Below are 19757 nucleotides of genomic sequence, written 5' to 3' on the forward strand. Positions count from 1 at the left end.
CGTCATCTCCCCGACTTAGTGCTTTTCAAGCCATGTGCCGTAGAAACTCGGACGGCCAACCGCTTCAAAGCTGATGCCTTTTAGCCACGGAGCGGCAGCAAACACCTGCGGTTCTTCAAACACCGGAATCACATAGGCGTTATCCAGCAGATAGCGCTGGGCATCTCCCGTCAGCTGCAGGCGTTTCTGCGGATCGATTTCGGCCGAAATATCCACCAGCAGCTGATTCAGCTTGTCGTCACGGAAGTTGGCGACTTTGTCACTGGATCCGCCTTTCTGCAGCAGGGCATCGCGATTGGACGGGTAGAACTGGCTTTTAATCACATCCGGATCGGCACGTCCGACTTCCGATACCGTCAGCGGGGTTTTTAGCGGATCAAGATTATCCAGCGTGCGACTGCCAGCATCGCCCGCGCGCACCGCCAGACTGACGCCAACCTGTTTCCACTGTTGCGCGATCAGTTGCAGCACTTCTTTATTTTGCGGTTGTGGCAGCGATTCATAAATCGTCAGCGCCAGCCGCTGGCCATCTTTCTGACGGATACCATCGCTGCCGGGTTTCCAGCCCGCTTCATCAAGTAACTGTTGCGCCAGCGTCGGGTCATATTTCAGTTTGTCGCTCAGATCGACGTAACCCGCTGCCGATTTCGCCACTACCGAGGTGGCCTGCGGATAATTGGCTGAGAACAGAGTATCGACTACCTGACGGGAGTGAGTAGCGTGCAGCAGCGCCTGACGCACTTTGATATCGGCTACCAGCGGGTTATCCGGGCGGAAGCTAATACTGTCATTTATGCCGCGCGTCGGCGCTGCGTAAATCGGGAAGTTCTGATCGCTGGCCTGTTTTTCATCATAAGCCTGAACCTGACGAATCACATCGGCCTGACCGGCCAATAGCGCACCAATCCGCACGCTGTCTTCGGGTGTGACGATAATTTTGATGCCGTCGAGGTTGGCCGCACCCTGCTGACGGCTACTTTTCGGCCCCCAGTTGTAATCTTTACGCGCCACCAGATCGACTTCGCGACCCAGTTTTTCATTTTTCACTACAAACGGGCCGGAGCCGATAATATGGCGCGCATCGCCCAGCTCATCAAAGTTACGCGCGAGGGTGCTGAGTGAAACCAGCCCGGAACCAATGGTGGCGGTGCCCTGTAAAAAGCCCGGTGACGGTTTGCTGAAATAGAACTTAACCGTCTGCGGATCAATCACTTCGCTGCGATCGTAGTTGTTGATCACTTCGGAGACCGGCAGGCGCTGTGCTTTATTGCCGAGGCCATAAGTATCAAAGTTTTTTGCTACCGCACTGGCATCCAGCGGCGTGCCGTCGGAGAAGGTGACGCCGGGACGAATTTTGAAGGTGTATTCGGTTTTATCGGCATTAGTGCTCCAGCTTTCGGCGATCCACGGTTCAACCTGTAGCGTCTCCGGGTTTTGCCAGGTCAGTTTATCGGTGATTTGATTGAGGATGCCGCCGTTAGGATAAAAACCGCCTGCTGGCGGATAGAGATTGGTATGAGCCTGCTGCTCGAGATAGATCAGCGTACCGCCTTTCACGGCAGCACTGTCTGCGGCGTAAACGGTTTGGGTCCCGGCGAATGAAGCAAAAATTGCGGTTAATGCCAGCGTGCGCTGTACGGCATTAAGCGAAAAACGACTGCGCATGATGAATTCCTTTATTATCAGAGTGTCTGTGCGATGGATTCATCATCTGGTGAGACGGGATGAGAGAGAACTAATCTATTGTGATAAACATTGCTGGAATTAACATTTGTTGGATTATTAGCTGTCAGGCGGATTTTCAGAGAAAATTGTGGTGGTCGCGCGCTTAACGCTTTACGGATTTGCCTTTCACACGTTTTTTGCCGGTCTGATTACCCGATTACTATTCACAGTTGGCGCAGGGTCATTAGCGAGATGGCAACTGAAATTCGATTGCATCTGCATGGCAAGCCATAGCCCTGCTGATAAACAGGCCATCTGTCGCAAATGCAGCACTTTTTTACGCCTCATCGCAGTGGGATTGGGGTATCATCTGGCTATGAATGATTGCCATAATAAAAGCCAACAGCATCAGCGAATTAACGCCAGGAGTGATATGCCAGCTTTCACTCCGATCTTCGATGGCCATAACGACCTGCTGTTGCGTTTATGGCTAAATGACGCCGCCGATCCGGCGGCGCTGTTTCTTGACGATACGCTTGACGGGCATCTCGACCTGAAGCGAATGCGGCAGGGCGGTTTTGCTGGCGGACTGTTTGCGGTGTTTATCCCGCCCGCATCCTATATGCCGCAGTTGAAACCGAATGCTGCGCCGCAACCACACGATGCGTTAGCCATTACTCATGCTCAAATCGCGCTATTACAGCGCATTGAAAGCCAGTCTGCCGGTCGGGCGAAAATCTGCCGCAGTGCCAGTGAAATCAAATCCTGTATTGAACAGCGCGTGCTGGCGATGGTGCTGCATATTGAAGGGGCAGACGCGCTGGACGGCTCGCTTTGCCAGCTTGATGAGCTGTATCAAGCCGGCTTGCGCAGTATCGGGCCGCTGTGGAATTTACCCAACCAGTTTGGTGTTGGCGTCACCGGTGATTTTCCCGGCTCCCCGGACAGCGGTGACGGCTTAACTGACGCCGGGCTGGCTCTGTTACGCGCCTGTAATCAGAAAAAAATTCTGATCGATCTTTCGCATATGAATGAAAAGGCGTTCTGGCAAACGGCGCAGTACAGCGATGCGCCGCTGGTCGCGACCCATTCTAATGTTCATGCGCTTTGCCCGCAGCCGCGTAACCTGACGGATAAACAACTGGCGGCAATTGCCGAGAGTAACGGTTTTGTCGGCGTCAATTTTGGCAACGCGTTTCTGCGTGCCGATGGCAAGCGGGACAACAATACTGCGCTGGGCGAAATCGTCCGGCATCTGGATTATCTGCTGGATAAACTGGGTGAAGAGGGCGTCGGCTTTGGATCTGACTTCGATGGTATCTCGGTTCCGGCTGCGCTCGGCGACGTCAGCGGTTTGCCGCGACTGATCGAAGCGATGAATGCCGCCGGATACAGTCGCGAACTGACCGAAAAAATCGCCTGGCGTAACTGGTTAGCGCTATTAAACAGAAGCTGGGGTGAATAAACCACGGCCTGTGATATCCCTGCTGCTTACAGGGTTGATATCGTACTGCTTCAGGCGCAACATCTGCGCCGCGAAATTTCCGATACTTGACAATAAGCATTCTGACTGCCGCAATAGTATCCGGCAGTCTCTTTAAACTGTGAACACCAAGAGGAGTGAATGATGACTACGTGGACTAAACCTAAATTTGTTGATTTACGTCTGGGCTTAGAAGTTACGCTGTATATCTCTAACCGCTAATCCCTTATGCCCACAGCATGCTGTGGGCATTTTTCTTTTCATTTCCCCCGGTGTTACACATGCAGATTAATGTTCTTGGTTCCGCAGCGGGCGGTGGGTTCCCTCAGTGGAACTGTAACTGCAATAACTGTCAGGGCGTGCGCAACGGTACCATGAAGACTTCAGCACGCACTCAGTCTTCCATTGCCATCAGTGATGACGGCGTTGACTGGGTGTTATGCAACGCCTCGCCGGATATTTGTCACCAGATTGCCGCCACGCCTTCACTGATTAAACATGGCGTACTGCGCGGCACGGCGATAGGTTCGATCATTCTGACCGACAGCCAGATTGACCACAGTGCGGGCTTACTCAATCTGCGCGAAGGCTGCCCGCATCAGGTATGGTGTACGCCAGAAGTGCATCAGGATCTGACCACCGGTTTTCCGGTGTTTACCATGCTTTCACACTGGAATGGCGGTCTGGTGCACCATAAAATGCAGCCGGATGAGCCGTTTTCGGTCGCGGTTTGCCCGGCACTGAAATTTACCGCGATTCCGATATTGAGTAACGCGCCGCCGTACTCTGAGTATCGCGGCAAGCCGCTGCCCGGTCACAATGTTGCGCTATTTATTGAAGATACCCGCAGCGGCAAGACGCTGATGTATGCGCCGGGTCTCGGTGAGCCTGATGATGCGCTACTGGGCTGGCTGAAGCGCGCCGATTGCCTGCTGATTGATGGCACTTTGTGGCGCGACAACGAGCTGGCTGATACCGGCGTCGGACGCAATACCGGCAAGGATATGGGCCATCTGGCGCTGGCCGAAAAGCAGGGGCTGATGGCGCTGCTGTCGTCGCTACCCGCCGAGCGCAAAATCCTTATCCATATTAATAATACCAACCCGATTCTTGATGAATCTTCTGCTGAACGGCAGGCACTGACTGAAAACGGCATTGAAGTCAGCTGGGATGGTATGCGTATCGAACTTTAGGTGAAACACGATGAATGCAAATAATCCCGCGCAGGTGATGACGCCGCAGCAATTCGAGCAGGCGCTGCGTGACAAGGGTGCTTATTATCATATCCATCATCCTTACCATATAGCGATGCACAACGGTCAGGCGACGCGCGAGCAGATCCAGGGCTGGGTTGCCAACCGCTTCTACTATCAGACCAGTATTCCGCTGAAAGACGCGGCAATTATGGCCAACTGCCCGGACCCGCAAACCCGACGGAAATGGGTTCAGCGCATTCTCGACCACGATGGACATGGCGACAGTGAAGGCGGCATTGAAGCCTGGCTGCGTCTCGGCGAAGCCGTTGGACTGGATCGCGAGGTGCTGCTGTCAGAAGAGCGGGTGCTGCCAGGCGTGCGCTTTGCCGTTGATGCCTATGTAAACTTCGCCCGTCGCGCAGTGTGGCAGGAGGCGGCCTGTAGCTCGTTGACCGAGCTGTTTGCTCCGCAAATTCACCAGTCGCGTCTCGACAGCTGGCCGCAGCACTATCAGTGGATCGAAGCCGAAGGCTATGACTACTTTCGTGGCCGCCTGAGCCAGGCTAACCGCGACGTTGAGCACGGTCTGCAACTGGCGCTGGAATACTGTAACACCGCAGAAAAGCAGCAGCGAATGCTGGAAATTTTACAGTTTAAACTGGATATTCTGTGGAGCATGCTGGATGCCATGACCATGGCCTATGAACTTAACCGCCAGCCGTATCACAGCGTGACGCAGCAGGCGGTATGGCATCGGGGACGACTGCTGTGATTGAGATGAACCCAGATCAACTTCCTCTGTTCCGTCGCGGTTATCGACTACAGTGGGAACCGACGCAGGATTGTCATGTCATCCTTTATCCTGAAGGCATGGCAAAACTGAATGAGAGCGCGGCAGTCATTTTGCAGCTGGTTGATGGCAAACGCGCGTTATCCGCGATCATTGCTGAACTCAATGGCCGTTTTCCGGAAGCCGGTGGCGTCGATGATGACGTGATCGAGTTCTTCGCTCAGGCTTATGAACAGAAGTGGATAATTTTCCGTGAACCTGCTTAAACCTCAGGTCAACCCGCCGCTGTGGTTGCTGGCGGAACTGACCTATCGCTGCCCGTTGCAGTGCCCGTACTGCTCAAATCCGCTGGATTTTGCTAAGCAGGACCAAGAGCTGACCACCGCACAGTGGATCAAGGTGTTTGAGCAGGCCAGAGAGATGGGGGCGGTGCAACTGGGCTTTTCCGGTGGCGAACCGCTGGTGCGTAAGGATCTGCCGGAACTGATTCGTGCGGCACGCGATCTTGGCTTCTATACCAATCTCATTACCTCCGGAATTGGCCTGACCGAGAAGAAAATCGATGCCTTTGCTGATGCCGGGCTCGATCATATTCAGATCAGTTTCCAGGCCAGCGATGAAACGCTGAATGCTGCGCTGGCCGGTTCGGCTAAAGCGTTTGAGCAAAAGCTGGCGATGGCAAAAGCCGTCAAAGCCCATGGCTATCCGATGGTGCTGAATTTCGTGCTGCACCGCCATAATATCGACCAGATCGACCGGATTATTGAGCTGAGTATTGAGCTGGAAGCCGATGATGTCGAGCTGGCGACCTGTCAGTTTTATGGCTGGGCGCAGCTGAATCGCGAAGGGCTGTTGCCGACCCGCGAGCAGATTGCCCGCGCCGAAGAGGTGGTGCATCAATACCGTGAAAAAATGGCCGGCAAAGGCAATCTTGCTAATCTGCTGTTTGTCACGCCTGACTATTATGAAGAGCGGCCAAAGGGCTGTATGGGCGGCTGGGGCGCGATATTCCTCAGCGTGACGCCAGAAGGGCTGGCGCTGCCGTGTCACAGCGCGCGTCAGTTACCGGTGGAATTCCCGTCGGTGCTGGATCACTCTTTACAGCATATCTGGTATGAATCCTTCGGCTTTAATAAATATCGCGGCTTTGACTGGATGCCGGAACCTTGCCGATCCTGTTCGGAAAAAGAGAAAGATTTTGGCGGCTGCCGCTGTCAGGCATTTATGCTGACCGGCAATGCGGATAATACCGATCCGGTCTGTGATAAATCACCGCATCACGGCAAAATCCTTGCGGCGCGTGAACAAGCCAATTGTACCAATATGCAGGTCAGCGAGTTACAGTTCCGTAACCGCGCTAATTCGCAGCTGATTTATCGCGGTCAGCCATCCTGATGCAGCCGCTGCTGACGCTAAGTAATGGATTACGGGTCAGACTGATTCACGATCCGGCGGCGCCGCGCGCCGCAGCCCTGATACAACTGGCGGCCGGCAGCCATCATGAACCTGCGCAGTGGCCTGGGCTGGCTCATCTGCTTGAGCATGTGGTATTTGCCGGCAGCACCGGATACCAGGGCGATGCGCGGCTGATGAGCTGGGCGCAGGCGCAGGGTGCCCGACTCAATGCCACCACGCTGCCGACCACTACCGCCTGGTTTTTTGATATTCGCGCCACGCAACTGGAGCAGGGGCTGGCGCGATTAACCGATATGCTGGCGCAACCGCTGTTTGCGCGTGACGCCATTCAGCAGGAAGTGGCGGTGATTGATGCCGAATATCAGCTGTTGTCTGCTGATGCATCGACGCTGCGCGAGGCGGCTTTGAGCCTGGCATTTAACGCACCGGCGGCACTTCAGCGCTTTCACGTTGGCGATGCTGCGCACTTTGGCACGGACTCTGCGGCTTTGCAGCAGGCGCTGCGCGACCATCATCAGCACTATTTTCACGGCGCGAACCTGACGCTTTGGCTCCAGGGGCCGCAGACGCTCAGTGAACTGGCCGCCCTGGCCGAACGCTACGCCGCACCGTTTCCGGCTGGCGGCACGGTGTCGGCTTTGCCTGAAGCGCTGGCGCTGCAACCGGCCCGACACTTTACCTTACAGCTTGTCGATACGCCGCGATTGCGCTTTTCGTTCCCGTTAGCGGGCGCGCCGTCACTGACGCTATTGCGTCAGCTGGTTACGGATAAGGCGCCAGGCAGCTTGCTGGCAGCGCTCAGTGAACGGGGATATTGTGATGATGCGCAGCTGTTGATGCCTTACCGCAGCGAGAATGGCAGTGTGGTCAGTATTGAGTTTCAACTCACCACCGTGGATGCTTCGCTTTGTGCCAGAGTGGAAACGCTGTTTTGCCACTGGCTGCGCCAGCTAACGGCGATAACTCAGCCGCAACGTCAACATTACGCGGCGTTAGCGCAGCAACAGTTCTGCCGACTGTCGCCGGTCGATCAGCTGCGTGAGCGCGCCTTTGGTTTTGCACCGATCGCGCCGGGCGATTGGTCAGAGTGGCAGCCTTTATTGGCACAGCTAACCGCCGAAAATATGACCCGACTGCGGGTTGTGCCGCAGACAGAGGCTAAGCAGCAAAGAGTGCAGGGCTTTACGTTGTCGCTGAAGGCCAACCAGTGGCCTGACGCAGAAGCAGATATCAACCTGCCAGTATGGCAATTTTATCCACGTGCAAATGACGATAACTTACCGCTATTACCGGCGCAGCAGTGTTGTTTGCCCCATATCGATCCGGACGCGGAAAACGGCGTGCTGATGCTCAGCCCGGCAGTGGGCAATACGCTGCCGCAGCGCTGGGGGCATATTATACAGGCCAGTCTGCGCGCGATCATTGCGCAGTGTGCCCATGCCGGTGGCAGCCTTGTTTTTAGCCAGCGTCAGGGGCAGTGGTTATTGCAGCTCAGCGGCAACCACCGGGTGCTGCTACACACGCTGGACGCGCTGCTGAAACAGTTGCAGGCGATTCCTGCCAGCCTGCGGGCGCAGGGCGAGCGCCAGTTCAGCCGCCAGCAACAGCAGTGGCGATCAGATATTGCGGTGCGCTGTTTGCTGAATCAGTTGCCGCAGTTGATTGGCGGTGAAGCAGAGCGGCAACCCGTGGCGAATGGCCTACCATCGCTGTCGTGGCGTGCCGCACTGTACGGCGGTGATATTGCACTCGCGCAGGCGGTTTCCCGCTTGCTGACGCGTTTTCCCGGCGAACTAAATTCAATACAACTTCCGGTGCCGCCGCCGTTACCGGATCGCGCCAGTTATCATCTGCCGACTGACAGTCAGGAGGCGGCGGTGGTGCTGTTTTGTCCGCTGGCCGAACAGACCGCAGCTTGTCTGGCCGCATGGCGCATGCTGGCTCTGCTGTTCGAACCGCGTTTCTTCCAACAATTGCGCGTTGAGAAAAACCTTGGCTATGTAGTCAGCTGCCGATTTATGTCGCTGGCCGGTGAGCATGGCCTGCTGTTTGCCGTACAATCACCGACTCATAATGTTGCGTCGATCACCGCGCACATCCGGCAATTTATTGCGCAGATGCCGCAGATTATTGCGACACTGGATGTCTCAGACTTCGCGGAAAAATGCGCGCAGCTGACGGAAAGTCTGCATGTATTGCATCCGGACCGGCTTGAGCAGTGTGCTGAACTGTGGCTGAATCAGCAGAGTTTTGCGCCGCCCCTGACGCAGCAGGCAATAGCATTGCTGACTATAGGCGGGCTTAAAGATGATTGTCAGCGTCTGGCGCAGCAGCAACAGCGCTGGTGGATGCTGAGTAATAGTGATTGCTGATATTAACGCGTCGTCAGTATCAGAACGTTACTGGTTTCTTGAGGTTTTATCATGAATAACGATATCAGGTCGTTAGATCTGAATTTGCTTAAAGCCCTTGATGCTCTGATTGATGAAGGCAGCGTTACCCGGGCTGCTCAACGCCTCGCACTCACTCAGCCTGCGGTCAGCGGTATGCTGACCCGCCTGCGCGACTATTTTAACGATCCGCTTTTTGTCCGTACTCAGCGCGGTATGGTGCCCACGTTGCGTGCAATCGAGCTGGCTGGCCCGGTAAAACAAATCCTCGCAGAAATCGCTATTTTGCTAAAGCCTGCAAATTTCAATCCGTTAAGCGCGGAGCTAATCTATACCATTGTTGCCACTGACTACGCGCTGAAAGCCGTTATTGTTCCGCTAATGGCCGCGTTAAAACAGCGCGCACCCAATATTCGCGTAGCGGTACGTGCGGTTGATAACGCTGGTCTGTTTCAGCAGTTGGAACGTGGCGATGTTGATCTGGCGCTGGTGACACCCTCAACCACCCCGGTCGAGCTGCACAGCCGCGCGCTGTATCAGGAAGAGTATGTCTGCATGATGCGTGCCTGCCATCCGGTGGCGGCAGCGGGATCCATTACTCTGGAGCAGTTCTGCATGCAGGAACATATCCTGGTCTCGGGCGAGGGGCGATTCTGGGGGGCGACTGATGAAGCCCTGGCGAAAGTCGGTCGCAGCCGTCGGGTGGGAATGTCGGTTAACAGCTTTCTGGTGTTACCGGAACTTCTGCTTACCACGAATATGATTGCCGTTGTGCCGCGTCGACTGGCTTGTCACGATCCACAGTTAGTCATCTTTGAAACGCCACTGACGGTTCCGGGTTTCACCAAAAGTATGGCCTGGCACGAGCGTGCGCATCGCGACCCGGTTCATCAATGGATTCGCGCCCTGTGTACGGAAGTGAGCGCTGAGATATAATTTTTATTATATCAGGTATATAAATTCATAATTTGTCTTATATCTCAATCTGCCGATAATAACCTTCATCAGGTTGCATTGTGACGATACTCAGTCGCTGGCCTGAATCAAGAATAGATGGCTATTGAATCGGAGATGATAATGAACGCAATTAACTGGCCAGAGGGTTATTTACCGGGCTTTACCGACAATTTTGTTTCTAATGAAGTCATTATTTCAGGTCTGACCGTGAGCGAGATCTGGCCTTTGCTTAGCCAACCTTTTAGCTGGCCGCAGTATTATAAAAACGCTGCCGATATTCATTTCTACGATAACAAAGGCCCTGAACTGGAAAACAATGTGCGCTTTTACTTCAGCACGTTTGGCTTTCCGGTTGAAGCTCAGGTTGTGGAATACGTTGCGCCAATGGCCGATCAAGCCGCCCGAATAGCGTGGCACGGCTGGGCGGGTGAAGAAAATAGCGCAGAACGTCTGGATGTACATCATGCCTGGCTGCTGGAGGATTTGCCCGGTCATCGTGTGCGAATTCTGACACAGGAAACCCAGAATGGTGAGCCGGCTAAGGCAATGGCGCTAACCCGTCCTAATCCGATGCTGAACGGACATCAGGAATGGCTGGATGGTCTGGTAGAGGCTGCGTTGTCTAACGCTGAGTAGAGTGCGGCAACAGTCTGGTACGCGTCTGATGAAGGGATGCTGCTATCAATCATATCGCCAGCCTGGCGGTCAATATTTTACGCGAAACAGATCTCTTATTAATGTTCCCCTGCAGCGCAGGGGAACAGGCTCATACATAACAGGAAAAAAACCTATCAGAGCTTGATATTAATACAGAAAATATCACGCCGAATCATCGCTAAAAAAAGCATCCTCGCAGTAGACTAATATATCACCAGGCTGACACTCCAGATGGCGACAAATTTCATTCAGCGTGGAGAAGCGCAATCCTTTAATTTTTCCCTGTTTAATTAATGAAAGATTTTGCCCGGTAATACCCGTGGCCGAGGCTAAATCTTTGGACCTGACTTTACGATTCGCCAGGACGACATCCAGATTCACGATTATCGACATTTTCTAACGGCCTCAAACAAATTGCTGATTTTCTTCATGCAGTTTGCTTGCCTGCTTCAGTATATGAGCAATGATCATCACGCTGGCGGCAATAAACAGAGACACAGCATCTTGTGGAGTAAAACTAAAAGTGACCAGTCTTTGCCCATCTGGCTCACGCATAGTTCCCCAAATACTGAGTAATGGACCACAGATAAGATTCAGCAACGTCCAGATAGCGATTGATCGACCGGTTTTCCCCAAATGCACTCCAGCCGTTGCTGAGAACCAGGCGCGTTTTGCATAGGTCTGAAACAGCATCCGCAAATGGTATAGACCAAAGGCAAGCGCCAGGAGCGGGATACTGGTCAGAACAACCGCGCCAGCGATTTGCCAGCCGGGGAATAAGCTCAGGTTTACTGCGGTATCATTAACAAATTTAGCCGTTAGCGAAAAACTAAAGCCATATCCACCTTCGCGTGAAATCAAGGTAGGGAAAATCCATCCGGCTGCATTGAGCACCATGATGACAATAAGAAACAACAGTGTGATTGTTGCCATACGTTGGCTAAGTTTAGAAATCCGTTCTGGTGACATAGTTATCTCGATTCCAGGTAAGTTGAAAACGAGAGAATCCTACTGCTTCAAATCATCTAAAACAACAATTAATTATTATTTTACGATAATTAATTGTTGTTTTAGATGGTCTGGATTCGATTGAGTACCGGGTTGCCGCCGCGAACCCTTGTCAGATCACATTGAAGGAGCAGGGGGGTGAAGCCGCCGGAAACGCCACCGGCACGGCATCGACGACGAATGATGTGACTGGCAATTTCACCTCAGGCAGATGACTGATCCGACAAAATACTTATTCCCCGTCCGTAATAATCACTAAAAATACATAAATTAAATCGTGTATCTTTCCTGCTTTTATTTCGTTAAATTTGTGTATCTTAAATGTAAGTTTTCGTAAGGGTAATTATTACCCATTTGTTCACGTTGAGAGATCACCATGCTAAACAAGTTAACGAGTATCGTTATAGCGATTGTTGGTATCGCTATGCTTTACATGGGAGGACAGCTGCTGCTGATTGGCGGCTCGCCGTTCTATGTCATTATGGCTATTGGCTTGCTGGCTACGGCCATCACCCTGTTCAGAAATAAAAAAATCGCCTTATCAATTTACGCCATATTAATGTGGATTGTCCTGCTGTGGACTGTCTATGAGGTGGGCTTTGATAAATGGCAGTGGATCCCACGCGGCGATATTATTGGCCTGATTGGTGTCTGGCTGGCGATGCCGTGGGTAGTGCGCCCATTGTATAAAGCGGCGAAGGTCTCGCCACCGCGCAAATTCCATCCTTTCCTCGGCACTACGGTAGTGGTGGTGATTGCGATGGTCATCGGCATGATGTTCTACGATCCCTATCCGCAAGCGGGGGATATCACCACTAAGCGCAATACCACAACAGATGACGTGGCGGGCAAAGACTGGATAGCTTACGGCGGCAGCACTGACGGACAGCGTTTCTCACCGCTTAACCAGATTACTAAAGAAAATGTTAACAATCTGGAAGTAGCCTGGACATACCACACCGGTGATATTCGCGACGCTGACAAAGATGCAACCGAATACACATTCGAAGCCACGCCGCTGAAAGTGAATAACAGCGTTTATTTATGTACCCCACACAATGAAGTGCATGCGCTGAATCCTGAAACCGGTGAGCTGAAATGGAAATATCAGCCAGCGAAAGATCGCTCTTATTTGCAACAGCATCAGACCTGTCGTGGCGTCAGCTATTATCAGGCACCGGCTGCTGAAAATAATGCGGCGGACAGCACTCCAGCCATTTGCCGCAAACGTATTTTCAACGCGACCACTGATGCGAAATTAATCGCACTGGACGCTGATACCGGCAAGCTTTGCGCTGACTTTGGCAACAACGGCATTATCGATCTAGCGGCGAATATGGGAACCATTCGTCCACATGCCTTGATGCAGACTGCCGCGCCATTAGTCGCCGGTAATCTGGTTATCGTTGGTGGATCGGTTATGGATAACGGTTTTAACAGCGGTAACCCATCTGGTGTAATCCGTGCTTATGATGTTAATTCAGGTCGCCTGGTGTGGAATTTCGATCCGGCGAACCCGGAAAATACCCAGCCGATCGCCAATGGGGAAAACTATCCGCAGGACACGCCGGTTGCCTGGGCAACACTCAGTGCTGATCTGAAAAACGGTCTGGTGTATGTGCCATTTGGTAATGCTTCACCGGATGAACTGGGTATTAATCGTGACGCTGACAGCAACACGGAGAAATTCCGCGATACGCTGGTCGCGCTGGATTTGAATACCGGTGCGTTTAAATGGCGTTTCCAGTCATCAAAACATGACCTGTGGGATCGTGATAATCCGTCTCAGCCATCACTGCTGGATATTGACTATCAGGGCAGTAAACAACCGGTAGTGATTTTACCGACCAAAACCGGCAACCTGTTTGTGCTTAATCGTCTTACCGGCCAGCCGGTCTATCCGATTAATCAGGTTGATGTCTCCACCAAGGGTGGCGTAGCGGGTGAGAAATTCTCGCCGACTCAGCCGGTATCTAAACTGAACTTTATTCCAGAGCCGCTGAGTGAAAAATCGATGTGGGGTCTGACGCCATTTGATCAGATGGCCTGCCGCATTGAGTTTAAATCTTTGCGTTATGACGGTAACCCATGGACACCGGCCACCGAAAAAGGGTCGATTATCTTCCCGGGTAATATCGGGGTATTTAACTGGGGTTCAGTGGCTGTCGATCCGCAGCGTCAGATTCTGATCGCCTCGCCGGTGCGCCTGGCTTACAAGTATAATCTGATTAAACGTACGCCGGAGAATGCGGATAAGCGCCTGTTTACCAAAGAAGGCACGCCTTACTGGAATGAGAACTTTGACGGTGACTACGCTATTCAGATTCAGCAGCTGGCATCGGGCTTAGGTATTCCTTGTATCGCGCCGCCGTGGGGTCGCATGGTGGGAGTGGATTTAACCACCGGCAAAACCGAATGGCTGCGTCGCGTGGGTACCACGAAAAATCTGAAAACGACTTTCCTGCCGGGTCGCTTCCCGATTGGTTTCCCGATGGGAATGGTGGCGCACGGTGGGCCTCTGGTCACCGCCGGTGACGTGGTGTTCCATGGCGCAACGGCGGATAACTTCTTCCGTGCTTATGATATCAATAACGGCAAACTGCTGTGGGAAACCGAGCTACCGGCCGGTGGTCAGGCAACGCCTTCCACTTATCTGGGGGCGGATAACCAGCAGTATGTGGTGATTGCCGCTGGCGGTCACGGCTCGCTGGGAACCAAAGGTGGTGATGCGGTGGTCGCTTATCGCCTGAAGTAACCTGGTCAGTTGACCGATACCAAGCCTGGATGCGTCCAGGCTTTTTTTTGCCACCAAAACCACCATTCACTCAGGTTTAACGTCTTATTTACTGTGCCAGTAAGCCACCGCACGCAGCAGTCGCTCGTCAACCTGCTGGTTTTCAACTATCTCACTCCAGGCTTTAACCGTTTTACCTTCACCGGTCAGCCACAGGTAATAATCATTTTCTGGCAGTGTCAGCTGTGCCAGGCGCTGGGCAACGGCCTGCTGATTATCGCCAATAAACCATTCAGGACTGAATGCCGGAAGATGCGAAAAATAGTCTTTGCAGGCGGCGTCCTTGACTGAAATCAGTGCTGTCACCTCAACCGGGACGGTTAATTTGCTCAGCGCTTCCAGCCGACGCAGCAGGGCGGGCATGCCGGTCTCATCACAGGCATACAGCTGCCAGCGATAATCCTCCGGCACCACCAGTGAACCGCGCGGTCCCCCAACGGTTAACCGATCTCCCGGACGTGCCTGGCTCGCCCAGTCACTGGCAACCCCTGACTGATGCAGATAGAAATCGAGCGTCAGTTCATTGAGTTCAGCATCAAACATTGGCGTGTAATCACGGGAAGCTGGGCGGATGTCATTTTCCCAGACAATGCCGTCAGCGGTGATGGTGGGGGGGGCAAAAGAGCTGCCGGGCTGTGGAAAAAACAACTTTATATGATCGTCAAAGCCCGCTGAAACAAAGCCTGTCAGATCGTCGCCGCCAAATACCAGCCGCTGAAAGCAACCGGCAATGCGCTCGCTACTCAGCACGGTCAGGTTTCTGAAACGCAGTTCATTGCGTACGCGCTGCGGATAATTTGGCGCAGTCAGATTTTGCCTGCTGCCGGAGAGTTCTGCTGTCATCGCTTTGACCTCGAAAGTGACCCTGGCGCTAGTTGCTCGGGGAATGGACAATACGATATATCGAAAGGTAGTGTTAACTTGAAAATATAGGTTACATAATATTTCAATGAGTTGGTTTTCGATATATCTGAAATAGTTGTTATGCTGCCTGTCAGGCAGCGCTGCGGCAGGACTTAAATGAGAACGAAACGCATTATTAATCCGGCATTAATTGGCGGCTTACCAGGTTACAGATAGTTACATTTATCGCGCTTTCATCATCTTAGCGCTGGCGTGCACAATAGCCGCCATCCGCGTATGCCGAGTCAGAAGAGGTCAGTTGCTATGTCAAATCATCCCCGCCAGCGTTTTTTTGCTCATGGTGACTTACGGCTGGTGGTGCTGGATATTCTCAGCCGTAATGCCAGCCATGGTTATGAGTTGATCAAAGAGATTGAGTCGCTGACGCTTGGTCACTACACGCCCAGCGCCGGTGTAATTTATCCGACACTAGACTGGCTACAGCAGCAGAACTTTATTGACGTCATTCACGGTGAGCAGGGGCGTAATGATATCGCCATCACCGACAATGGCCGCTTCTGGCTCAATGAGCAAAGCGCGCAGTCAGAACAGATTAAACAGCGGATTAAGGCGCGGATCGTCGGCCATGAGTTGCGAAAAAATCCGGCAATGAAGCAAGCGCTGGATAATATAAAGGCGGTGCTGGACCAGAAGGTCAATCGCGAAAGCGCCAGTGAACAGACGCTGGAGAAAATAATCGCTATTCTTAATCGCGCCAGTCAGGATATTGCCGCGCTGGATTAGCGTCTGAAACCGGTGCAGAAAAAGTGACCGCACCTTTTTATACGGGTTTAACTGGCTCGCACGACGTAAATGCAGGAGAGAAAGTTTGAAGCGTGAGACGACCGCAAACCTCAGAGATGCTCTGCTGGACGGGGCGATAAAATTGTTTACCGAGAAAGGGGTGGAAAACGTCACTACCCGCGAACTCACTGATTTGTTGGGCATATCCCGCAGCCATATTTATCATTATTTTAAAAACTGGCAATCTCTGCGCCTTGCCGCCTGTTCACACTTTATGTACGCTGAACTGAATGAGATGGCGCGAGAAGTGGAAAATCTGCCGCCGCAACAGGCGCTAGATCGGCTTATCGCGCAGTATTTACCGGTCAGCGTGGATGCAAAATGGGTGCTGTATATGGATATCTGGCGGCTTGCGGTGCAGGATCAGCAGTACTCACAATTGACTACCGAGCTGATTAAGGCCTGGGATCGGCTGATGGAAAATGCGATCCTTGACGGGATTACCCTTGGCGTATTTAGACCGGTTGATGCCGCACGCGCCTCACGTCAGTTGGGCGCTTTGATCAATGGATATGCGGATACATTAACGTTCTGTACACCGCTTCAGACACGCGACGAGGCCATTGATGAAATTAATCAGGTAATGCGGTTAATTCTCGGCCCTGCGGGCTGATCCTTTAATGGTATTTATGCAGGACCACGAAATGCCCGGCGCCATTCGCTGGGGCTGACGCCGAATTTCGCCTTAAAATTCTGGCGAAAGGAGATCGGCGACTGAAAACCTGCCATATCTGACACGCTTTCAATACTGCTGTCGGTGGTTTCCAGCAGTTCCTGGCTTCTTTGCAGCCGCTCAGCGTTCAGCCAGTCTCCCAGCGTGTTCCCGGTTGCCTTGATAAAGTGACGCGTCAGCGTTCGTCGGCTCATACTAACGAATCCGGCCAGTGAGTCGAGGTCGTGTGGCTTATCAAGATTGCGCCGCAGGTATTCAATTAGCTGGTTCATTTTACTGTCACGTGTTGTAACCGGAACCGGGCGCTCAATAAACTGCGCCTGACCACCTTCCCTGTAGGGAGGAACCACCATTCTTCTTGCAACACTGTTAGCAATCGCAGTGCCATAATGATCACGTATGATACTCAGACAGCAGTCAATACCGGCGGCGGTTCCGGCTGAGGTAATAAGGCGTTCATCACGGGTGTACAGCGAGTTGCTGTCGAGATTAACGGCAGGAAATCGTTCGGTGAAGTCCCGTTCGTACTCCCAGTGCGTTGCGGCCCGGTGCCGATCAAGCAAGCCAGAATAGGCCAGTACGTAAGTTCCTAAACACAGACCCACCACCTCAGCGCCACGCTGCCATGCGCTGATTAGCTTATCCAACAGCGCCGGGGATGGTTTTTCTTCAGGATGACTCCAGTAGGGCACGATAACAATGTCTGCGACGTCCAGCTGCTCAAGACCATGCTCCACATTGATCGACAGGCCAATATCAGACAGTACCACGCCGGGCTTTTCAGCACAGATTTCCACGCGAAATAAATCCGGCTGCGGCATGGTCGGCCCGAAAAGAATGCAGGGCACGGAAAAGTGAAACGGGCTGAATCCGTTCGTGGCAATCACGGCGACCGTTAATGCAGACATAAATTTGACCTTACCGTAAATAATAACCCCGGTCACTGGCGACCAGGTAGCTGATGTTGACCGGCCACAGAGTTAACGGGCGGCCTGTCGGAATTGCATTCTTCTTGTTAATCAGGCCGGAACGCTAATCAGAAAGCCATCGTTTCACCATCGGCAGGAATAAGCACCTTATCCTCAATGCCGTTTTCCAGCGAGAACTCATGCAACTCAGCACGGGTGAGAAGGCAATGGTTAATCGATTCCATGTGAGAAGCCACGATGGTCGCAGTCGGCAATATCTTAAGCGTGCGCAGCGTGTCCTCTTTGCCCATGATAATCGGACCATAAAGATCGTTTATAGCATAACCGATATTCAGTACCACAATATCCGGCTGGAACCGCTGTAAGCTTCTTACATAAGGTTTTACCCAGACGGTATCACCGGCAATGTAGAGAGTTTTTTCATCATGGTGGGTGAACACCAGGCCACATGCATCTCCCAATAACTCACCCATTTGGACATCCGCATACAATTCGTTACTGCCGTGTTGACCATCAGTTTTATAAATTGTCAGCCCATCGACGAAATGATTTTCATCCTTCAGAACGCGGATGTTGAGAAAGCCCTGAGAACGGATTAGCGCCGCGTCGTTCTCATTCTGCGTGTAAATCAGCATATCTTTAGGTACAGCCCGCTGCGCCGCTTCATCCCAGTGATCGGTATGCGTATGCGTCAGGATAACCGCATCAACAGCCAGTAAATCCTCTACTGCTACAGGCAGAGCAACCATGGGATTACGCAGGTGCGGGCGTGCATTTCCGGCAAAGCCATCCCAGGCTTCCTTTTCTGCCAGCATCGGATCGATAAGAAATTTTTTACCCGCATACTCCAGTAAAAGAGTAGCATTACGAATTTGCGTTAATTTCATTGATTGCTCCAGTCATTCAACAGATTTTGAGGCTCATCCAGCGTGTTTGCTGTTGTCCGGGCTAACTATAAGAGGGAAAAGCGGGGTGTCGTGACACGCTCTGAGGTCATTAGTCGATGAAATCAGGTCAATATGGAAAGTGCTTGCACGTGTAAAAACGATCAAGGTGTTAAGCAGAAAATATTAGCGGATTGCATTGCGGTAAGTGACCAGCGATGAAAACGGAAATCAGTTCGATATTTGCCGGGTTGAGGGCGGCGTTTAACGCCGCCCGCCAGATTACCAGGCTTTAATTGCGTCGCCTTTATACACTTCCTGTGCTTTATCGGCGACTTGTTGTGACTGGAAAGCGTCTTTCAGTTTCTGCACTTTCTCGCTGTCTTTATTATCTTCACGCGCCACCAGCGCATTAACATAAGGTGAGGCGGCATCTTCCATAAATAAGCCATCACGTGCCGCAGATAAACCGGCCTGGGCTGAGAAGTTAGTATTAATAATCGACAATGAGACATTTGGATCGTCGAGCGTACGGGTCAGTTGCGGGGTGTCGACCTCGACCAGTTTTAGCTTCTTCGGATTCTCAATAATATCCAGCGTAGTAGGCAGGTAACCCACACCCTCTTTAAGCTTAATTAATCCCTGTGCCTGTAACAGCAATAAGCTGCGGCCAAGTGTGGTCGCTTCGTTGGAAATCGTGACCGTTGCACCATCTTGTAACTCTTTGATATTTTTTATTTTATGTGAATAGGCAGCAATCGGGAAGATAAAGGTTTTGCCGACGACAGCAAATTTATAGCCGCGCTCTTTGGTCTGATCTTCCAGATAAGGCAGGCTCTGGAAAGCATTGGCATCGACGTCTTTATTTCTTAATGCTTCGTTAGGCAGAACATAATCATTAAAGGAAATAACTTCCAGATCTAAGTTATACTTATCTTTCGCGACTTTCTGAACCTCCTGCCAGATGGCCTCATCCGGTCCGGTATTAATTGCAACTTTGACCTTATTATCTTCATCCGGTGAACAGGCGGATAAAAATAACGCAGATGTGGCGATTAACGCCGAAAAAATTACTTTCCTCATAAACTGCACTCTCCAGAATGATATTATCGCTGAAATACTATGCTATTCATTTGCTGCTGTACAGGTGACAGTTGGCGGTCGTTAAGATCAATAACGGCAAAAAGCCCTTAGTGCGCAATTCTTTC

Annotated in this window: 19 protein-coding genes; 12 read left to right on the forward strand and 7 right to left on the reverse strand. The window is 52.2% G+C overall.

The window, feature by feature from the left end; translation table 11 throughout:
- Window positions 1-15: 15 nt before the first annotated feature.
- Window positions 16-1665: a TIGR04028 family ABC transporter substrate-binding protein gene (locus tag ACP3TC_RS10475; RefSeq protein WP_313857548.1), complete on the reverse strand. Its 1650-nt coding sequence runs from the start codon at window positions 1663-1665 to the stop codon at window positions 16-18.
- 433 nt (window positions 1666-2098) lie between these two features.
- On the opposite strand from ACP3TC_RS10475, the gene ACP3TC_RS10480 reads away from it, so the two are divergent.
- From ACP3TC_RS10480 to ACP3TC_RS10520, 9 genes are all read left to right on the forward strand, one after another.
- Entirely contained in the window at window positions 2099-3130 is a 1032-nt protein-coding gene (locus ACP3TC_RS10480; protein ID WP_426818170.1) for a dipeptidase, read from the forward strand.
- A gap of 162 nt (window positions 3131-3292) precedes the next feature.
- Window positions 3293-3370 (forward strand): pyrroloquinoline quinone precursor peptide PqqA, encoded by a 78-nt coding sequence (gene pqqA / locus ACP3TC_RS10485; protein ID WP_038328232.1) that lies wholly within the window; start codon window positions 3293-3295, stop codon window positions 3368-3370.
- Window positions 3371-3429: 59 nt separating this feature from the next.
- Entirely contained in the window at window positions 3430-4341 is a 912-nt protein-coding gene (gene pqqB, locus ACP3TC_RS10490; protein WP_313857546.1) for a pyrroloquinoline quinone biosynthesis protein PqqB, read from the forward strand.
- A 10-nt stretch (window positions 4342-4351) separates the two neighbouring features.
- Entirely contained in the window at window positions 4352-5116 is a 765-nt protein-coding gene (gene pqqC / locus ACP3TC_RS10495; RefSeq protein WP_426818171.1) for a pyrroloquinoline-quinone synthase PqqC, read from the forward strand.
- A gap of 5 nt (window positions 5117-5121) precedes the next feature.
- Window positions 5122-5400: a pyrroloquinoline quinone biosynthesis peptide chaperone PqqD gene (gene pqqD / locus ACP3TC_RS10500; protein WP_313857717.1), complete on the forward strand. Its 279-nt coding sequence runs from the start codon at window positions 5122-5124 to the stop codon at window positions 5398-5400.
- The gene (gene pqqE / locus ACP3TC_RS10505; RefSeq protein WP_313857543.1) at window positions 5387-6529 is read left to right on the forward strand and encodes a pyrroloquinoline quinone biosynthesis protein PqqE; all 1143 of its coding nucleotides are present in this window, start codon (window positions 5387-5389) and stop codon (window positions 6527-6529) included. The genes pqqD and pqqE overlap by 14 nt, the downstream gene beginning before the upstream one ends.
- Window positions 6529-8922, forward strand: a complete 2394-nt coding sequence (gene pqqF, locus ACP3TC_RS10510) for a pyrroloquinoline quinone biosynthesis protein PqqF (protein ID WP_426818172.1) — start codon at window positions 6529-6531, stop codon at window positions 8920-8922. Before pqqE ends, pqqF begins: the two co-directional genes overlap by 1 nt.
- Window positions 8923-8973: 51 nt before the next feature.
- Entirely contained in the window at window positions 8974-9876 is a 903-nt protein-coding gene (locus ACP3TC_RS10515; RefSeq protein ID WP_313857540.1) for a LysR family transcriptional regulator, read from the forward strand.
- Between the two features lie 141 nt (window positions 9877-10017).
- Complete coding sequence (locus ACP3TC_RS10520; RefSeq protein ID WP_426818173.1) at window positions 10018-10533, forward strand: SRPBCC domain-containing protein; 516 nt, start codon at window positions 10018-10020, stop codon at window positions 10531-10533.
- Window positions 10534-10716: 183 nt separating this feature from the next.
- Here the strand turns inward: ACP3TC_RS10520 and ACP3TC_RS10525 are convergent, their stop codons facing one another.
- A complete protein-coding gene (locus tag ACP3TC_RS10525) occupies window positions 10717-10947 on the reverse strand; it encodes a helix-turn-helix domain-containing protein (RefSeq protein ID WP_426818174.1) in 231 nt (76 codons plus the stop codon).
- Between the two features lie 12 nt (window positions 10948-10959).
- Complete coding sequence (locus ACP3TC_RS10530) at window positions 10960-11523, reverse strand: DUF2975 domain-containing protein (RefSeq protein WP_426818175.1); 564 nt, start codon at window positions 11521-11523, stop codon at window positions 10960-10962.
- A gap of 415 nt (window positions 11524-11938) precedes the next feature.
- Here ACP3TC_RS10530 and ACP3TC_RS10535 point away from each other — a divergent pair, with 415 nt between their 5' ends.
- Complete coding sequence (locus tag ACP3TC_RS10535; RefSeq protein WP_426818176.1) at window positions 11939-14317, forward strand: membrane-bound PQQ-dependent dehydrogenase, glucose/quinate/shikimate family; 2379 nt, start codon at window positions 11939-11941, stop codon at window positions 14315-14317.
- Between the two features lie 84 nt (window positions 14318-14401).
- Here ACP3TC_RS10535 and ACP3TC_RS10540 read toward each other — a convergent pair whose 3' ends face one another.
- Window positions 14402-15199: a siderophore-interacting protein gene (locus ACP3TC_RS10540; protein ID WP_426818177.1), complete on the reverse strand. Its 798-nt coding sequence runs from the start codon at window positions 15197-15199 to the stop codon at window positions 14402-14404.
- A 297-nt stretch (window positions 15200-15496) separates the two neighbouring features.
- Between ACP3TC_RS10540 and ACP3TC_RS10545 the strand changes: the two genes are divergently transcribed.
- Both ACP3TC_RS10545 and ACP3TC_RS10550 read left to right on the forward strand, forming a co-directional pair.
- Window positions 15497-16003, forward strand: a complete 507-nt coding sequence (locus ACP3TC_RS10545) for a PadR family transcriptional regulator (protein WP_426818178.1) — start codon at window positions 15497-15499, stop codon at window positions 16001-16003.
- A gap of 85 nt (window positions 16004-16088) precedes the next feature.
- Window positions 16089-16676, forward strand: a complete 588-nt coding sequence (locus ACP3TC_RS10550) for a TetR/AcrR family transcriptional regulator (RefSeq protein ID WP_313857531.1) — start codon at window positions 16089-16091, stop codon at window positions 16674-16676.
- 14 nt (window positions 16677-16690) lie between these two features.
- Here the strand turns inward: ACP3TC_RS10550 and ACP3TC_RS10555 are convergent, their stop codons facing one another.
- From ACP3TC_RS10555 to ACP3TC_RS10565, 3 genes are all read right to left on the reverse strand, one after another.
- On the reverse strand, window positions 16691-17644 hold the full coding sequence (locus tag ACP3TC_RS10555; protein ID WP_426818179.1) for a GlxA family transcriptional regulator: 954 nt from the start codon (window positions 17642-17644) through the stop codon (window positions 16691-16693).
- Between the two features lie 128 nt (window positions 17645-17772).
- Entirely contained in the window at window positions 17773-18552 is a 780-nt protein-coding gene (locus tag ACP3TC_RS10560) for an MBL fold metallo-hydrolase (RefSeq protein WP_426818180.1), read from the reverse strand.
- A gap of 279 nt (window positions 18553-18831) precedes the next feature.
- On the reverse strand, window positions 18832-19632 hold the full coding sequence (locus ACP3TC_RS10565; protein ID WP_426818181.1) for a MetQ/NlpA family ABC transporter substrate-binding protein: 801 nt from the start codon (window positions 19630-19632) through the stop codon (window positions 18832-18834).
- Between the last annotated feature and the right edge of the window lie 125 nt (window positions 19633-19757).

This window comes from Winslowiella sp. 2C04 (assembly GCF_050037805.1).
GTDB lineage: Bacteria > Pseudomonadota > Gammaproteobacteria > Enterobacterales > Enterobacteriaceae > Erwinia > Erwinia toletana_A.